We start from the raw sequence: 16,156 nt of genomic DNA, 5'->3' as shown, positions 1-16,156 counted from the left end.
TCGGACGGTTTCCCCGGCGTGTGGAGTCCCGGTCCCGTCGGACGGCCCTACCGCCCTCCCGCCCCGGTGGTCACCGTCCGTTCCGCCGAGAAGCCGCCCCAGGTACCGTCGGGCAACCGCGCCCGCAACCGCACCCGGTGGCTGACCCGGGCGTCCCGGCCCAGGTAGAAGCTGTACGACGCCTTCTCGCGCGAAGGCGGCCCGCCCCAGACGAGGGAGGTGGCCGGCTGCCCGTCGAGCTGGACCTGGTACTCCGTCACCTCACCGCCGGTGCACGGCGTGACCCAGTCGAGGTCGAGGTGGTACGCCCCGTCCGCACGGAGTGTCGCGGCCCGGAACGCGGTGGGCGCGGTGCCCTGCCCGTCGCCGACGGCGCCCCGCCCGCACGCCGTGAGCAGCGCCAGGGCCCCGCACACCGCGACGACACGCCCGGGAAGGCGGCACGGGCGGGAATCGGACTCCGGAACGCTTTGCACGAGGTCGGCCTCCCCGTCAACTGCGGCGTGGGGAGCCCGCACACCGCTGCGGTCATTAGTCCGGACCAATATGCCGAGCTGACCGGGGACCCATCAAGAGGCGGGGGTGCGCGAGCCGCCCGCAGCGGTGCGTATGCTGACCGCATCCCAGTCGAACTACCCGGTGGCTCCGGGTAGTTCGAGCCGTGGCGTGGATCGCTGTCGTCGCTGGTCCCACGCCTGCGCCGGTGGCCGGGGGAGTTCAGGACCCGTGGGTCCGGCCCCCGGTCGCCCGGCAGGCGTTACGGGCCTTGAGCGGCCCCGTCCCCTAACGTGTGGTCGCACGATCGCATTCATCACCGATGAGATGAATGTCTGTCAATGTCCCCGAGGAGAGGGTTCCTCATCGTGCGTGTCCAGTCGCTGACCCTCGTCGCGGCGAGCGCCGCCCTGCTGGCTCCGACGACACTGCCCGCCGCCCCGTCCCCGCACCACCCGCGCAGCGAGCCGGCGGCCCGCGACGAGGGCGAGGTCGGCGCCGCCGACCTGCTGGCCAGGACGCGCGGCTGCGCCCAGGTGTCCCGCGGCCGCTACCGCTCCGACGCGGGCGCCCGGGCCACCATCCCGGTCTGCGGGCTGCCCGGCGCCGTCTACTGGAAGGCGGACCTGGACATCGACTGCGACGGGCGGCCCACCCGGCGCTGCAACCGCCGCACCGACCCGCAGTTCTCGCCCACCGCCGCCTACGCGCAGTCCGACGGCCGCCGGCTGAACGCCGAACGCCTGCCCTACATCGTGCTGCCCGCCCCCAGCCGCATCTGGGACCACCGCGCCAAGGGCCTGCGCGGCGGTTCGGTCGCCGCCCTCGTCTACCGGGGCCGGGTGCGCTACGCGGTCGTCGGCGACACGGGGCCACGGGACCTCATCGGCGAGGCCTCCTACGCCGCCGCGCGGCAGCTCGGCATCTCCGCCGACCCGCTCGGCGGCGGAGCGCGTTCGGGAGTGACGTACATCGTCTTCGAGAACTCGCGGGTCGGCCGCATCGAGGACCACGCGGCGGCTGTGGCAGAGGGCGAGCGGCTGGCCCGGCGGCTGGTGGGTGCCGGCGCACGCGTCGGATGACCGGGGGACGGGACGGCCCGGCGGTCCCGCCCCCGGCCCGGTTCACACCTTCCGGTAGGCGTAGGCGTCCGCGGCAGCCGCCTCCACCTCGTCCAGTCCGGCCCCCGTGGCGGCCGTCACGACGGCCGCCACCGCGCCCTCGACGAACGGGGCGTCCACCAGCCGCGTGCCGTCCGGCAGTTCGTCGCCCTCGGCGAGCAGTGCCTTCACCGTGAGCACGGCACTGCCGAGGTCGGTCAGCACGGCCACCCCGGCCCCCCCGTCCACGGCCGCCGCCGCCGCGGCGACCAGCTCCGCGCTGGTGCCCAGCCCGCCGCCCTCGCGGCCGCCCGCGGGCGCCACGAGGACCTCCTCGGCCCCGCCGGCAAGTCCCTTCGCCAGGTCCGCCACCGAGGCCGCGACCTCGGCGCTGTGCGACACCAGCACGATCCCGACCCGTCCGCCGTCACCCACGTCAGCCCTCCGCCCCTTCGGCCGTGCCACTGGCCCCGCTCGTCCTGCCGGTCCCAACTGTTCTGCCGGATTCGGTCGCTCCCGTCGCTCCGGTCGTCCCGGCCGTCTCGGCCAGCGCGGCGATGAGCAGTGCCGACGACGTGGCGCCGGGGTCCTGGTGCCCGATGCTGCGCTCCCCGAGATAGCTCGCCCGGCCCTTGCGGGCCTGCAACGGCGTGGTCGCCTCGGCGCCCCGGTCGGCGGCGGCGCGCGCGGCGGCGAAGCCCTCGCCGAGCGCCTCCACGGCCGGCACCAGCGCGTCGACCATCGTCTTGTCGCCCGGCGCGGCCCCGCCCAGCTTCATCACCCCGTCCACTCCGGCCCGCAGCGCCTCGGCGAGCTGCTCCTCGGACACCTCGGAGGCGTCCGCCAGAGCCTTGCCGGTGCGGCGCAGCAGCGTCCCGTACAGCGGCCCCGACGCGCCACCGACCGTCGAGATCAGCTGCCGCCCGGCCAGCGTGAGGACCCCGCCGGGCGTGTCGGGTGCCTCCTGCTCCAGCGTGGCCCGCACGGCCGAGAAGCCGCGCTGCAGATTGCTGCCGTGGTCGGCGTCCCCGATGGCCGAGTCGAGGTCGGTGAGCCGCTGCGCCTCACGGTCGACGGACGCGGCCGTCGCCGTCATCCAGCGGTGGAAGAAATCGGCGTCGAGCACTGGAACTCCCTTGCGTGGTGGATACGGTCGAGCTGCCGGCACGGTCACAGACCCCAGCGCAGGCCCGGCGTGTTCACGGGCGCGTCCCACAGCCGCAGCAACTCCTCGTCGATCTGGCACAGCGTGACCGAGGCGCCCGCCATGTCGAGGGAGGTGACGTAGTTGCCGACCAGCGCGCGGGCCACGGCCACACCGCGCTCGGCCAGGACCCGGTGCACCTCGGCGCCGAAGCCGTACAGCTCCAGCAGCGGGGTGGCGCCCATCCCGTTGACCAGGAGCAGTACGGGGTTGCGCGGGTTCATGTCCTCCAGGATCGCGTTCACCGCGAAGTCCGCGATCTCCCCCGACGTCATCATCGGCCGCCGCTCCCGGCCCGGCTCGCCGTGGATGCCGATGCCCAGCTCCAGCTCACCGGCCGGCAGGTCGAAGGTGGGGCTCCCCTTGGCCGGGGTGGTGACGGCGCTCAGCGCGACACCGAAGCTGCGCGCGTTCTCGTTGACCCGCCGGGCGATCGACTCGACCTGCTCCAGTGGCCGGCCCTCCTCCGCCGCGGCGCCCGCGATCTTCTCCACGAACAGGGTGCCGCCCGTGCCGCGCCGCCCCGCGGTGTACAGGCTGTCGGTCACCGCGACGTCGTCGTCGACCAGTACCTTGGCGGTCCGGATGCCCTCGTCCTCGGCGAGTTCGGCCGCCATGTCGAAGTTGAGCACGTCACCCGTGTAGTTCTTCACGACGAACAGCACACCCGCGCCGCTGTCCACGGCCGCCGCGGCCCGCAGCATCTGGTCGGGCACCGGGGAGGTGAAGACCTCACCGGGGCACGCGGCCGAGAGCATCCCGGGACCCACGAACCCTCCGTGCAGGGGCTCGTGCCCCGATCCGCCCCCGGACACCAGCGCGACCTTTCCGGCCACCGGAGCGTCCCGCCGGACGATCACCCGGTTGTCCACGTCGACCGTCAACTCGGGATGGGCCGCCGCCATGCCGCGCAGCGCGTCCGCGACCACGGTTTCCGCAACGTTGATCAGCATCCTCATGGGTACCTCCTGGGAAATTCGGCAGGCGGGTCTCGGCTGGGGTTCCGCTGTCGGCAGTATCGGTCTTGCGGCAGCGAAGGTCACGCGCGGGAACGTCATGGGCGCGCCCCGGTCCGGGACCACGATCAGGACGCGTACGGACGCCGCCGTCCTCGCACACCGGGGCCTCGCCGGCCCATGGGGCGCCCGCATCGCCCGCACCCACCCGCGGCACCCGGGCGGCGTAGGCGCAGAGCGTTCTGTACGCCCTTTCCGGCGTGCCCTCAGGGTGCGGACATGAGCAGTCAGGCCCCCACCTCGGAGGATGTCGCCGGGGAGGCCGGTGTGTCCCGGGCGACCGTCTCCCGGGCGACTGTCTCCCGGGTCGTCAACGGGGTCCGCGACGTGGACCCCGGGACCCAGGAACTGGTGCACCGGGCCATCGAACGGACCGGCTACGCCCCCGACCGGGCCGCCCGAGCGCCGGTGCCCCGGCGCGCGGAGACCATCGCGCGCGTCGTCTGCGGAGCCGGTGACGCTCCGGGGGGCAGTCAGGAGGCCTTCGCCGCCCGGATCTTCGCGGACCCCTTCTCACGGCGGCAGTCGAGCGGTGTCGCGCACGAGCCGGCCCAGGGGTACCGCGTCCCACCCCATGGTCCGACCGTGCACGACGGCACCGCCCGCGGCGCCGCCGCCGACGATGCCGGGCAACCCGCTGCCCACGCCGAACAGGCGGCCGCCGTCCGGCGCGGCGAGCAGCAGGGCGCGCGGACGCCCGCCGCGGGAGTCGGCTGCCGCTCTCCTCCACCAGCCCCTCGGCGATCGACTCCGTCGCGACGTTGCTGATGGAGCCCGAACTCACTCCGGTGGCCCGGAGGCGCGCGCCGCGGCTCGACGGGCCGTCGAAATACAACTGTTGCACAACGGCGGTCCGGCTTTCCCCCGCAGGTCACGTGCCGTGCGGGCGCCGTCCTCCGGTACCTGGCCTCCTTGTTCGCGGACGGAGGGGGACGAGGTTCGTGCCCGGCCTCTTGACGCCTTCTTCTTGCGGGTCTTAACTCACTCCCTAAATTAAGCCATTGCCTCCTTCAGGAGTCGAACGCTGACGACGTTCGGAGCGGGGCGCGGCTGTCCACTCCCGGAAAGGGACACCAGGAGCCATGCGCAACATCCGAGCCGCGGCCGTAGGCGCCGTCACCCTCTCTCTCGCCCTCGCGGCCACGGCCTGCGGAGGCGGTGCTTCCACCGGCGGCGGGTCCAACGACTCGCCCAAGACGCTCACTTACTGGGCCTCGAACCAGGGCGCCAGCATCTCCGTGGACAAGAAGGTCCTCCAGCCCGAACTCGACAAGTTCGAGAAGCGGACGGGCATCAAGGTGAAGCTGGAGGTCGTTCCCTGGGCGGACCTGCTGAACCGGATCCTGACCGCGACCACCTCCGGGCAGGGTCCCGACGTCCTCAACATCGGCAACACCTGGAGCGCCTCCCTCCAGGCGACCGGCGCCCTGCTGCCCTGGGACGCGGCGAACTTCGCCAAGATCGGCGGCAAGGACCGCTTCGTCGACTCCGCCCTCGGTTCCACCGGCGCCCAGGGCAAGGACCCGGCAGCCGTACCCCTGTACTCGATGGCGTACGCGCTCTACTACAACAAGAAGATCTTCGCCGACGCGGGAATCGCCCAGCCGCCCGCCACCTGGGCCGAGCTGACCGCCGACGGCAAGAAGATCCAGGCCAAGGGCAAACAGGTCATCGGGGCCGAGGGGGCCAACCTCTCCGAGAACATCCACCAGGTGTTCGTGTTCGCCGAGCAGCACGGCGCCCACTTCTTCGGCGCCGACGGCAAGCCCGACTTCACCAGCGACGCGGCGGTCGCGGCGGTCAAGCAGTACGTCGACCTGATGGCCAAGGACAAGGTCATCCCGGTCAGCAACGCCGAGTACGCGCAGAACCAGTCCCTGAGCGACTTCGCCAAGGGCAGGACGGCGATGGTGCTGTGGCAGACCGCGTCCGCCACCTTCAAGGCGCTGGGCATGAAGGACTCCGACTGGGCCGCCGCCCCCGCGCCCGTGCAGTCGGGCGCTCCGGGTACGGGAGCGCAGATCAACTCGATGGTGGCCGGCATCAACATGGCGGTCTTCAAGAACACCCACAACCTCGACGGCGCCGCACAGTTCGTGAAGTTCATGACGAGCGACGAGGAACAGAAGATCCTCAACACCGCCTACGGCTCCATCCCGCCGGTCAAGTCCGCCCAGGCGGACCCGGCGTTCAACTCCCAGGGCACTGCGGTGCTCCGCCGGACCCTCGCCGGCAGTGCGCAGGCGCTGCCGCAGGTGGCCGACGAGTCCCAGTTCGAGACGGCCGTCGGAACGGCGGTGAAGGAACTGTTCGCCGACGCCGCGGCCGGCCGCGCGGTGACCACCGACTCGGTGAAGGCCAAGCTGCAGAAGGCCCAGCAGCAGATGCCGGCGAAGTGAGCACGGACACCCCCATGGCGACCACTGCCTCCGAGACGGGTGCGCGGCCGGTGCACCGGACTTCCCCCGGTGCGGCGCGCGGCCCGCGCCGCACCGGGCGGATCAAGCGCATCGCACTGCCGTACCTGCTCCTGCTGCCCGCACTCGTCCTCGAACTCCTCGTCCACCTGGTGCCGATGGTCATCGGCATCGCGATGAGCTTCAAGGAACTCACCCAGTTCTACATCCGGGACTGGGGTACCGCCCCCTGGTCCGGCATCGACAACTACAAGCTGTCGGTGGACGTCGACGGCCCGGTCGGCGAGGCCCTGCTGCACTCCTTCCTCGTCACCGTCGGCTTCACCCTGCTCTCGGTCGGGCTGTGCTGGGCGATCGGCACCGCCGCCGCCGTCTTCATGCAGGACACCTTCCGCGGGCGCGGCCCGCTGCGGACCGTCTTCCTGATCCCGTACGCCCTGCCCGTCTACGCCGCCGTCATCACCTGGGCGTTCATGTTCCAGCACGACAACGGCCTGGTGAACCACGTCCTGCACGACCAACTGCACCTCACCGGAGAACCCTCCTTCTGGCTCATCGGCGACAACAGCTTCTACGCCCTGCTCACCGTCTCGGTGTGGAAGGGATGGCCGTTCGCCTTCCTCATCGTCATGGCTGGACTGCAGAACATCCCCACTGAGCTGTACGAGGCCGCCGCCCTGGACGGCGCCGGCCGGTGGCAGCAGATCCGCCGCATCACCCTGCCGTCGCTGCGCCCGGTCAACCAGGTGCTGGTCCTCGTGCTGTTCCTGTGGACGTTCAACGACTTCAACACGCCCTACGTGCTGTTCGGCAAGGCGGCACCCGAGGCCGCGGACCTCGTCTCGATCCACATCTACCAGTCGTCCTTCGTCACCTGGAACTTCGGCACCGGCTCGGCCATGTCGGTCCTCTTGCTGCTGTTCCTGCTGGTGGTGACGGGCGTCTACCTGCTGCTGACCTCCCGAGGAAGGAAGACGGCCGATGTCTAGCACCGTCCGGACGCCCCGGCCGGCCCGTGCGCCGATGGCCCCGCCGCGATCGTTCCTGTGGTCGCGGCGGATCTTCCTCACCCTGCTCACCGGGTTCGTCCTGGTGCCGGTCTACGTGATGGTGTCCAGCTCGCTCAAGCCGCTGCAGGACGTCTCGGGGAAGTTCCGCTGGCTGCCCAGCGGACTGACCCTGCGCCCGTACGTCGACATCTGGTCGACGGTCCCGCTCGCGAAGTACTTCATGAACTCCCTCATCGTGGCGGGCGCGGCGACCGCCGGCTCGGTGGTGATCGCGGTCTTCGCCGCCTACGCGGTCAGCCGCTACTCCTTTTGCGGCAAACGCCTCTTCACGGTCACCGTGCTGTCCACGCAGATGTTCCCCGGCATCCTCTTCCTGCTGCCGTTGTTCCTCCTCTACGTCAACATCGGCAACGCCACCGGCATCGCCCTGTTCGGCTCGCGAGGCGGCCTGGTCCTGACGTATCTCACGTTCACCCTGCCGTTCTCGATCTGGATGCTCATCGGGTACTTCGACTCGGTGCCGCGCGACCTGGACGAGGCGGCCCTGGTGGACGGCTGCGGACCACTGCGCGCCCTGTTCCGCGTCGTCGTACCGGCGGCTGTCCCCGGCATCGTCGCCGTCGCCGTCTACGCCTTCATGACCGCCTGGGGAGAGGTGCTGTTCGCCTCGGTCATGACCGACGACGCCACCCGCACCCTCGCCGTGGGCCTGCAGGGCTACTCCACGCTGAACGACGTCTACTGGAACCAGATCATGGCCGCCTCGCTCGTCGTCAGCGTCCCCGTGGTCGCCGGATTCCTCCTCCTGCAGCGCTACCTCGTCACGGGACTCACCGCGGGCGCGGTCAAGTAGCACACCCCCGTTCTCCTCCGAAAGGCTCTCCGTGTCCGACTCGACAGACCTCGCCGCCTTCCCCCGCGACTTCCTCTGGGGCACCGCCACGTCCGCATACCAGGTCGAAGGCGCCGTGGCCGAGGACGGCCGCTCGCCGTCCATCTGGGACACCTTCTCGCACACACCCGGAAAGACCGACAACGGCGACCACGGCGACACCGCCTGCGACCACTACCACCGCTGGCCGCAGGACGTGGCCCTGATGAAGCAACTGGGCACCAACGCCTACCGGCTGTCCATCGCCTGGCCCCGGGTCGTCCCGGACGGTGACGGCCCCGTCAACGCCAAGGGACTCGCCTTCTACGACCGGCTGGTCGACGGCCTGCTGGAGGCGGGCATCACCCCGAGCATCACCGTCTACCACTGGGACCTTCCCCAGACCCTGCAGGACCGCGGCGGCTGGACCGAGCGGGCCACCGCCGAACACCTGGCCCGCTACGCGTCCCTCGTCGCCGAACGCCTGGGCGACCGGGTCACCCACTGGGCCACCCTGAACGAGCCGCTGTGCTCCGCCTGGATCGGTCACCTCGAAGGCCGGATGGCTCCCGGCCTCACCGACCTGACCGCGGCCGTCCGCGCCTCCTACCACCTGCTCCTCGCACACGGCCTGGCCACACAGGCCGTCCGGGCGGCCGTCCCGGGCGCACAGGTCGGCCTGGTCACCAACCACTCGACGGTCGCGGCGGCCTCGACGAGCACGGCGGACGTAGCCGCGGCGGCGCGGATGGACGGCCACACCAACCGCTGGTGGCTGGACCCGGTCTACGGCCGCGGTTTCCCCGCCGACATGCGGGAGCTGTACGGAGTCGAACTGCCCGAGCAGGCAGGCGACTTCGCGACCATCGCCGCACCGCTCGACTGGCACGGCCTCAACTACTACTTCCCGGCCACCGTCACCGACGACCCCACCGGGCCGGCCCCCTACGCCCGCGAGATCCGGCTGCCCGACGTACCGCGCACCGGCATGGACTGGCAGATCGACGCCGACGGCCTGGAGAGCCTGCTGATGCGGCTCACCGACGACTACGGCGTCCGCCGCCTGTACGTCACCGAGAACGGCTCGGCCTTCCCCGACACGGTCGCCCCCGACGGCAGCGTGGACGACCCGGGCCGCACCCGCTACCTGGAGCAGCACCTGGCGGCCTGCGCCCGCGCCGTGCGCAAGGGCGCCCCGCTCGCCGGCTACTTCGCCTGGTCCCTGCTCGACAACTTCGAGTGGGCCTACGGCTACGACAAGCGTTTCGGTCTCGTCCACGTCGACTACGGGACCCAGAAGCGCACCGTCAAGACGAGCGGACGGCGCTACGCGGAGATCGTCCGGGCGCACCGCCGGGGCCTCGCCACCGGGTGACACCTGCCGTACGCACGCAGACCCCGTCCGCCGTGACACATCAGGCGGGCGGGGCCGCCGGCGCGCGGCGACGCGACACTCACGCCTGGGTTACGTGTTCGAGGACGGCCTGCACCCCAACGAGGCCGGGTCCCACGCCATAGCCTCCGCCATGGACCTCGACGCCTTGTGAACGGGCTGCCTCAACCGGGGCACGCGGGCTGTTCACCCGGCTGCCCGCCGGGCCGCACCAGCTCGGCGTTGAACTGCGCCCCGGTCAGCAGGGCGAGGTTGGACAGCCACAGCCACACGAGGAAGACGACCACGCCTGCGAGGGAGCCGTACAAGCGGTGGTAGGTGCTCACATGCGAGGCGTACACGGCGAAGCCCAGGGAGACGAAGAGCAGGAGAACGACCGCCAGACCGCCGCCCGGCGCCATCCTGCGCACCGGCCGGGACGGAGCCGGACCCGAGCGGTACAGCACCAGGACCAGAGCGACCGCCACCGCCGCCAGAACGGGCCAGCGCAGCGCCTCCCACGCGGCCTGGGGCACGTCGCCCAGGCTCAGCGCCCGGCCCAGCCGGCGGGCGGCGCTGCCACTGAGCAGCAGCGCGAGCGTCGTCGTCAGGAGCAGGGAGATCAGCACGAGAGCGGTGATGACGATGCGCGGGGCGGTCCGCCACACCGGCCGGTGCGCGCCGGTGCGGTGCATGGCGTGCAGGGCCCGGCGGAAGACGCTCAGATAGCTGGAGCCCGACCACAGCGCGCCCACGCCGCCGAAGGCGACCAGCACCCACGCCGCCGACGACTGCTCGGCCAGCTGCTGCAGGGTGCTGCGCAGCAGCCCGCGGGACGCGACGGGGACGGCCCCCGTCACCCGGTCGATCACCTCCGGGGTCGCGGCGGGCATGGTCAGCCCCAGCACCGAAAGGATCACCAGCAGCACGGGGAACAGGGCGAGCATCGCGTAGTAGGTCAGAGCCGCGGCCCAGTCGGTGACGTCGTCGTTCCACAGGGCCACCGGTGTCCGGCGCAGCGCCGCCCACCACCGCTTTCCCCTGGTGCCGGCTTCGCGCATGATCTCGCTGCTCTCACTGTCCGTCGTTCGGGGGCCCGGCACCTTCGGCCTTCGTACCGGTGGGACCGGTGGGCTCGGCGCGTACGACGACCGCGTAGGAGCCGACGCCGAGGAGGCGCTCCCCGCAGATGTCGCCGAGGGCCGTGTACAGCATGCGGATGTGCCCGGTCGCGTCGTCGAAGGCGACGTCCTTGACGGTGCCGCGGGCGACGCCGTGTTCGGTCAGGAGGCGGTGGCCGATGACCTCGTGGTGGGTGGGGAAGTTCCTCGTGCCGGGATCGGAGGTGGCGCGGGAGCGCACGATGACTGCGTCCCGCCCCATCGCCTCGACGGCCTCCCAGGCGATGGGCGCGGCATGCCTGCGGGCTTTGGACAGGCGCAGGCAGGCGATGGTCCTGGTGTGCGCGTCCACGGTCAGGCCGTCGACGCGCCCGAGGAGTTCCGCCTCCTCCGCCGTGATCACAGGGAGGCCCACGGCCTGGGTGAAGAGCATCATGCCTGCCTTCCCTCCGCGGCGGGGGGTGCGTCCGTGGCCGGCGGTGTGCCCGCGGCCGGGCGTGTGTCCGCGGCCGGCTCTCGGGTGTGCGCGTCGAAGGCCTCGACCTGGGCGCTGAAGCTGGGCAGGTCGTGGGTGACGTAGTGGCGGGCGTGCGAGGGGACGACGAGGGCGCGCCCGGAGACGGCGCGTGTGTCTCCGCGGGGGATGAACACCTTCCGCTCCCGGCGGTCCAGGTTCTCGTTCGCGGCGATCTCGAAACCGATCACGCGTCCGCTGCCGCCCGCCTCGATCACGACGTCCAGGACGGTGCCCACCTCGGTTCCCCGGTCGGTGAGGACGGGCGCGCCGATGACATGGCCGTGCCCGGCTTCGCCGGACCCCACCACCGCCTCGTGCTCCGCCAGGACCGTCTCGCCGGGAATCATCACGGCGGACGGGCCGACGGCATGCACTCCGCAGAAGGGCAGGCTCTTCCTGAGGGGACCGGCCAGCAGGCCGCGCCCGCTCAGGGTGAACCCGGTGACCCGGCCCGCCCGGGCGTCGAAGACCGTGTCCTTGATCTGGGCGACCGCCTCGCCGCCCAGCGTCACGACCACCCGCTTGGTCAGTTCCGAGGCGAGGACGGGGGCGATCACCGCGCGCCCCTTCGGCCCGACCGGTGCCCCGGACGCACCGCGATCACCGTTCCGCTGCGCCGCCTGGCCTGAACCGCCAGCGCCGCCGCGGTGAGCAGGACCGCCGCCGCGACGAGGAAGACCACCCAGCCCCACCATTCCATCACCGACCTCCTCGCTGCCGTGTCCGCGACCGTGTCCGGCTCGGGCCGTCGCCCCGTCAGGGCGGGCCCCGGGCTGTCCGTCTGCCCCCGGTTCCGGCGTCGCATGCCTTCGCCGCGGGCGGGGACTCACTCCTCCCGATGGGCCCGGAGCACGAGCATGGAGCGGGCCTCGATCTCCACCTCGCTGCCGCTCTTGACCAGCGGCCGGTACTCGACGTACGGGATGGCCGTGTCCACCTCCACGGCCCACCACGGGCCGGTGACTTCCGGAACGGTGAAGGAAAGGCCTTGGCTGTGGGCGTTGAAGAGCAGGAGGAACGAGTCGTCCTCGACGGGCAGACCCCGCAGATCCGGTTCCGTGATGGCCCTGCCGTTGAGATGGACCATCAGGGACCTGGCGAATCCGGTCTCCCAGTCGGCGTCGGTCATCTCGCGCCCGGCGGGCGTGAACCAGGCGATGTCCTTGACCGCGCCGCGGCTGTCGTGCGGGGCGCGTCCCTTGAAGAACCGCCGGCGGCGGAAGACCGGGTGGTCGCGGCGCAGCGCGATCAACTTGCGGGTGAAATCGAGCAGTTCGCCTGCCTCGGTCACCTGTGACCAGTCCATCCACGACAGTTCGCCGTCCTGGCAGTAGGCGTTGTTGTTGCCCCGCTGGCTGCGGCCGGTCTCGTCACCGTGCGAGATCATGGGGACGCCTTGGGAGAGCAGCAGGGTGGCGATGAGGTTGCGCTGCTGGCGGGCGCGCAGCGCGAGGATGTCGCGGTCGTCCGTGGGCCCTTCCGCGCCGCAGTTCCAGGAGCGGTTGTGGTTCTCCCCGTCGCGGTTGTCCTCGCCGTTGTCCTCGTTGTGCTTGCCGTTGTAGGAGACCAGGTCGCGGAGGGTGAAGCCGTCGTGGGCGGTGACGAAGTTCACCGAGGCGCAGGGCCGTCGGCCGTCGCTCTGGTACAGGTCCGAGGAGCCGGTCAGGCGGGAGGCGAACTCGCCCAGTGTGCCGCCCTCGCCTCGCCAGAAGTCGCGTACCGTGTCTCGGTACTTGCCGTTCCATTCGGTCCACAGCGGCGGGAAGTTGCCCACCTGGTAGCCGCCGTCGCCGACGTCCCACGGCTCGGCGATGAGCTTCACCTGGGAGATCACCGGGTCCTGCTGGACGAGGTCGAAGAACGACGACAGGCGGTCGACCTCGTGGAACTGGCGGGCCAGGGTGGCGGCGAGGTCGAAACGGAACCCGTCGACGTGCATCTCGCTCACCCAGTACCGCAGTGAGTCCATGATGAGCTGCAAGGTGTGCGGATGGTTCATCCGCAGGCTGTTCCCGGTGCCGGTGGTGTCCCAGTAGAAACGGGGGTCATCCTCGGACAGGCGGTAGTACGCCGGGTTGTCCAGGCCCCGCAGCGACAGCACCGGGCCGAGGTGGTTGCCCTCGGCGGTGTGGTTGTAGACGACGTCGAGGACGACCTCTATCCCCGCCTCGTGCAGGGTCTTGACCATCGACCGGAACTCCTGCACCTGCTCGCCCCGCTGCCCCGACGAGCAGTAGGCGTTGTGCGGAGCGAAGAAGCCGAGGGTGTTGTACCCCCAGTAGTTCGCCAGGCCCTTCTCCACCAACGCGTGGTCCTGGACGAACTGGTGGACCGGCATCAGCTCCACCGCCGTGACGCCCAGTTCGACGAAGTAGTCGACCATGGCCGGGTGCGCCAGCCCGGCGTAGGTGCCGCGCAGCGCTTCGGGAACCGCCGGGTGGCGCCGCGTCATCCCCTTCACGTGCGCCTCGTAGACGACCGTCTCGTGGTAGGGGGTCCGCAGCGGGTGGTCGCTGCCCCAGTCGAAGTAGGGGTTCACCACCACCGACTTCGGGGTGTACGGGGCGGAATCCAGGTCGTTGCGGCGGTCGGCGTCGTCGAAGTGGTAGGGGAACAGCGCCTCGTTCCACTCGACCTCGCCCTCGATCGCCTTGGCGTACGGGTCGAGCAGCAGCTTGTTCGGGTTGGACCGCTCACCGTGCTCCGGACGGTACCGGCCGTGCACCCGGTACCCGTAGCGCCGGCCCGGGCCGACGTCCGGAAGGTAGATGTGGTGGACGAAGCCGTCCACCTCCCTCAGCGCGACGCGCTCCTCGGTGCCGTCCTCGTCGAAGAGACACAGCTCGACACGCTCCGCCACTTCGGAGAACACGGCGAAATTGGTCCCGGCACCGTCGAAGGTGGCTCCCAGCGGCGACATGTGCCCCGGCCGCGGACCCACACCCGTACTCTCCTGCCGTATACGCATGATCGAGCGCCTCCCCAGCACGGCCGGCACGGAGGGTGGGCACCCCGCCCTCGTCCGCTTCCTTCTGCCCTGCGCCGTCCGCGGGCATGCCCGGTGCGCGCCGGCCGAGTACGGGGTGGACCCCCGTGTACCCGGGCCGGTGCGTCGAGGTCAGCGGGGTGTCGCGGGGAGGCGGAGGCGGCCGTCGTGGACCTCGGCGATCCGGTCGACCGCGCTCAGGTGGGTGCGGTCGTGGGTCACCAGGACGGTGGCGGTGGCCTGTCGGTGGGTCAGGCGGGTGATCAGGTCGATGACGGCGGCGCCGCGTTCGTGGTCGAGGGCGCTGGTGGGTTCGTCGACCAGGAGGACGGTGGGGTCGTTCATCAGGGCGCGGGCGATGTTGACGCGCTGGCGCTGGCCTCCGGACAGCTGGTGGGGGCGGCGGTGGGCCTGGTCCGCGAGGCCGACCGCGTCGAGGAGTTCCCTCGCCCGGGCCCGTGCGGTACGGGGCTTGCGGCCGTCGATCTGGGCCATGACCTGGAGTTGTTCGGCGGCGGTGAGAGAGGGCAGCAGGTTGGGCTGCTGGAAGACGATGCCGATCCTGCGGCGGCGCAGGTCGGCCAGCTCACCACGGCTCAGCCCGGTGGTCGGGGTGCCGTCGACGGTGACGGTGCCGGCGTCCGGGGTGATGAGGGTCGCGGCGACGGCCAGAAGGCTGGACTTGCCCGAGCCGGAGGGCCCGACGACGGCGGTCAGGCTGCCCTTGGGGACCTCCAGGCCGACCTGGTCGAGAGCGGTCAGGCGGCCCTCACCGTCGGGGTAGGTGAGGGTGACGTCGGTCAGTACCAGGCTCATCGGGCGCTCCCCAAGGCGGTCAGCGGGTCGACGGAGGTGATGCGGCGGACGGACAGGGCCGCTCCGAGGACGCCCAGGAGGATCGTCACGGCGGCCGGGAGCAGGACGGTGGCGGGCGTGAGGACGAACGGCACGGCGGAGCCTGCCACGAGCGCCCCCAGGGCGGCGGCCGAGCCGGTGCCGAGCAGGGTGCCGCCGGCGAGCAGCACGACGGCCTGTCCGAGGGCGTCCTTCAGCAGGCCCGCGGTGGAGGCGCCCAGTGCCTTCAGGACGGCGACGTCACCGCCGCGCTGGATGGTCCACACCGTGAAGAAGGCACCGATGACGAGTGCGGAGATGGCGAACAGGAAGCCGCGCATCAGCTGCAGGGAGCCGTTCTCGGAGGTGTAGGAGCCGATCGCGGACAACGAGTCACCGGTGGCGACCGTCCTCGTGCCGGCCTGCTGGTCGATCGCGCCCACATCGGCCCCGGAGGTGGTCTCCAGGGCGATGACCGTGGCGGTCGGGGCCCCGCCGGTGCCGGTGCCGGTGCCGGTGGGCGGGGCGGCCTTGCGCCAGACGTCGAGGCTGGTCCAGATGACCGGGGTGTGGCTGAAGTACGCCTCGCCGCGCACGGCCGCCACCGTCAGCCGCTGCCCGGCCAGGGCGAAGGGGTCCCCCGGGCGCAGGCCGAGGTCGTCGGCGGCCCCGGTGGACAGCACCACCGCGTCGGCGCCGATCCTGCCGCCGTCGGGGGCGAGGCGGGAGCCGGGCCGCACCCCGAAGGCCGACACCCCGGCACTCCGGTCCCCGGCGGTGGCCTTGGTGGTGGTGATCCCCAGCGGTTCGGCGGACTCCACGCCGGGCGCCCCGGACCACTGCCGCCACTGCCGCTCGGTGACGGTGGAGTCCGCGTACGACACCTGACCTGTGCCACCGGGGGCCTGGAAGGCGATCCGGTCGGCGGGCAGGGACGTGATCGCGGAGGTGTTCTGCCGTCCCAGTCCGGCCGTCAGCCCGGACAGCAGCCCGACCAGCAGGGTGAGCAGCACGACGACGGTCCCCATCAGGGCGAAGCGCCCCTTGGCGAACTTCAGGTCTCTCCAGGCGACGAACACGGCCTCGGCCTGTCCTTTCCAGCGGGAAACGGTACGACCCCACCCTCGCCGCGGAGCCCCCGGGCGCGCGTCCGGCGCAGGACGGCACTTCGCGGGCCGAAGGACGGCAGGCGGGTTCCAACTTTCGATGGAGG

General features: G+C 71.7%; 15 protein-coding genes and 2 pseudogenes. 6 read left to right on the top strand and 11 right to left on the bottom strand.

The window, feature by feature from the left end; translation table 11 throughout:
• Positions 1-47: 47 nt before the first annotated feature.
• Positions 48-365 (bottom strand): annotated as a pseudogene (locus ACFC02_RS03145) (hydrolase); the annotation flags it as partial.
• 498 nt (positions 366-863) lie between these two features.
• Between ACFC02_RS03145 and ACFC02_RS03140 the strand changes: the two are divergent.
• A complete protein-coding gene (locus ACFC02_RS03140; RefSeq protein WP_376351350.1) occupies positions 864-1,577 on the top strand; it encodes a glycoside hydrolase family 75 protein in 714 nt (237 codons plus the stop codon).
• Between the two features lie 42 nt (positions 1,578-1,619).
• Here ACFC02_RS03140 and ACFC02_RS03135 read toward each other — a convergent pair whose 3' ends face one another.
• Genes ACFC02_RS03135 through dhaK form a run of 3 tightly spaced genes read right to left on the bottom strand, consistent with a single transcriptional unit; the run spans position 1,620 to position 3,758 of the window.
• Positions 1,620-2,030 (bottom strand): PTS fructose transporter subunit IIA, encoded by a 411-nt coding sequence (locus ACFC02_RS03135; protein ID WP_376351348.1) that lies wholly within the window; start codon positions 2,028-2,030, stop codon positions 1,620-1,622.
• A 1-nt stretch (position 2,031) separates the two neighbouring features.
• Positions 2,032-2,721: a dihydroxyacetone kinase subunit DhaL gene (gene dhaL / locus ACFC02_RS03130; protein ID WP_376351346.1), complete on the bottom strand. Its 690-nt coding sequence runs from the start codon at positions 2,719-2,721 to the stop codon at positions 2,032-2,034.
• Positions 2,722-2,765: 44 nt separating this feature from the next.
• Complete coding sequence (gene dhaK, locus ACFC02_RS03125; RefSeq protein WP_360973965.1) at positions 2,766-3,758, bottom strand: dihydroxyacetone kinase subunit DhaK; 993 nt, start codon at positions 3,756-3,758, stop codon at positions 2,766-2,768.
• A 276-nt stretch (positions 3,759-4,034) separates the two neighbouring features.
• Between dhaK and ACFC02_RS03120 the strand changes: the two are divergent.
• The 5 genes and pseudogenes from ACFC02_RS03120 to ACFC02_RS03100 form a co-directional block, all read left to right on the top strand.
• Positions 4,035-4,352 (top strand): annotated as a pseudogene (locus ACFC02_RS03120) (LacI family DNA-binding transcriptional regulator); the annotation flags it as partial.
• 545 nt (positions 4,353-4,897) lie between these two features.
• Complete coding sequence (locus ACFC02_RS03115; protein ID WP_376351343.1) at positions 4,898-6,214, top strand: ABC transporter substrate-binding protein; 1,317 nt, start codon at positions 4,898-4,900, stop codon at positions 6,212-6,214.
• A gap of 14 nt (positions 6,215-6,228) precedes the next feature.
• Positions 6,229-7,221 (top strand): carbohydrate ABC transporter permease, encoded by a 993-nt coding sequence (locus ACFC02_RS03110; protein WP_376351340.1) that lies wholly within the window; start codon positions 6,229-6,231, stop codon positions 7,219-7,221.
• On the top strand, positions 7,214-8,095 hold the full coding sequence (locus ACFC02_RS03105) for a carbohydrate ABC transporter permease (protein WP_376351337.1): 882 nt from the start codon (positions 7,214-7,216) through the stop codon (positions 8,093-8,095). The genes ACFC02_RS03110 and ACFC02_RS03105 overlap by 8 nt, the downstream gene beginning before the upstream one ends.
• A gap of 31 nt (positions 8,096-8,126) precedes the next feature.
• Complete coding sequence (locus ACFC02_RS03100) at positions 8,127-9,488, top strand: GH1 family beta-glucosidase (protein WP_376351335.1); 1,362 nt, start codon at positions 8,127-8,129, stop codon at positions 9,486-9,488.
• A gap of 182 nt (positions 9,489-9,670) precedes the next feature.
• Here ACFC02_RS03100 and ACFC02_RS03095 read toward each other — a convergent pair whose 3' ends face one another.
• The 7 genes from ACFC02_RS03095 to ACFC02_RS03065 form a co-directional block, all read right to left on the bottom strand.
• Positions 9,671-10,546, bottom strand: a complete 876-nt coding sequence (locus ACFC02_RS03095; RefSeq protein WP_376351333.1) for a YihY/virulence factor BrkB family protein — start codon at positions 10,544-10,546, stop codon at positions 9,671-9,673.
• Between the two features lie 13 nt (positions 10,547-10,559).
• The gene (locus ACFC02_RS03090) at positions 10,560-11,042 is read right to left on the bottom strand and encodes a hypothetical protein (protein ID WP_376351330.1); all 483 of its coding nucleotides are present in this window, start codon (positions 11,040-11,042) and stop codon (positions 10,560-10,562) included.
• Positions 11,039-11,680, bottom strand: a complete 642-nt coding sequence (locus ACFC02_RS03085) for a PRC-barrel domain-containing protein (RefSeq protein WP_376351328.1) — start codon at positions 11,678-11,680, stop codon at positions 11,039-11,041. Before ACFC02_RS03085 ends, ACFC02_RS03090 begins: the two co-directional genes overlap by 4 nt.
• The gene (locus ACFC02_RS03080; protein ID WP_376351326.1) at positions 11,677-11,823 is read right to left on the bottom strand and encodes a hypothetical protein; all 147 of its coding nucleotides are present in this window, start codon (positions 11,821-11,823) and stop codon (positions 11,677-11,679) included. The genes ACFC02_RS03085 and ACFC02_RS03080 overlap by 4 nt, the downstream gene beginning before the upstream one ends.
• Positions 11,824-11,949: 126 nt before the next feature.
• On the bottom strand, positions 11,950-14,091 hold the full coding sequence (glgX, locus tag ACFC02_RS03075) for a glycogen debranching protein GlgX (RefSeq protein WP_376351323.1): 2,142 nt from the start codon (positions 14,089-14,091) through the stop codon (positions 11,950-11,952).
• A gap of 150 nt (positions 14,092-14,241) precedes the next feature.
• Entirely contained in the window at positions 14,242-14,925 is a 684-nt protein-coding gene (locus ACFC02_RS03070) for an ABC transporter ATP-binding protein (RefSeq protein ID WP_376351320.1), read from the bottom strand.
• Positions 14,922-16,022, bottom strand: a complete 1,101-nt coding sequence (locus ACFC02_RS03065) for an ABC transporter permease (protein WP_376351317.1) — start codon at positions 16,020-16,022, stop codon at positions 14,922-14,924. Before ACFC02_RS03065 ends, ACFC02_RS03070 begins: the two co-directional genes overlap by 4 nt.
• Between the last annotated feature and the right edge of the window lie 134 nt (positions 16,023-16,156).

The sequence above is a fragment of the Streptomyces sp. NPDC056160 genome (assembly GCF_042268205.1).
Classification (GTDB): Bacteria; Actinomycetota; Actinomycetes; order Streptomycetales; family Streptomycetaceae; genus Streptomyces.
The sequence above is the reverse complement of the archived record's forward strand: the minus strand, read 5'-3'. Positions and strand labels throughout refer to the sequence as shown.

Coding starts and splice junctions, on each gene's coding strand:
- dhaK (WP_360973965.1), bottom strand. CDS start 3,758: ATGAGGATGCTGATCAACGTTGCGGAAACCGTGGTCGCGGACGCGCTG.
- ACFC02_RS03115 (WP_376351343.1), top strand. CDS start 4,898: ATGCGCAACATCCGAGCCGCGGCCGTAGGCGCCGTCACCCTCTCTCTC.
- ACFC02_RS03110 (WP_376351340.1), top strand. CDS start 6,229: ATGGCGACCACTGCCTCCGAGACGGGTGCGCGGCCGGTGCACCGGACT.
- ACFC02_RS03105 (WP_376351337.1), top strand. CDS start 7,214: ATGTCTAGCACCGTCCGGACGCCCCGGCCGGCCCGTGCGCCGATGGCC.
- ACFC02_RS03095 (WP_376351333.1), bottom strand. CDS start 10,546: ATGCGCGAAGCCGGCACCAGGGGAAAGCGGTGGTGGGCGGCGCTGCGC.
- ACFC02_RS03090 (WP_376351330.1), bottom strand. CDS start 11,042: ATGATGCTCTTCACCCAGGCCGTGGGCCTCCCTGTGATCACGGCGGAG.
- ACFC02_RS03080 (WP_376351326.1), bottom strand. CDS start 11,823: ATGGAATGGTGGGGCTGGGTGGTCTTCCTCGTCGCGGCGGCGGTCCTG.
- glgX (WP_376351323.1), bottom strand. CDS start 14,091: ATGCGTATACGGCAGGAGAGTACGGGTGTGGGTCCGCGGCCGGGGCAC.
- ACFC02_RS03070 (WP_376351320.1), bottom strand. CDS start 14,925: ATGAGCCTGGTACTGACCGACGTCACCCTCACCTACCCCGACGGTGAG.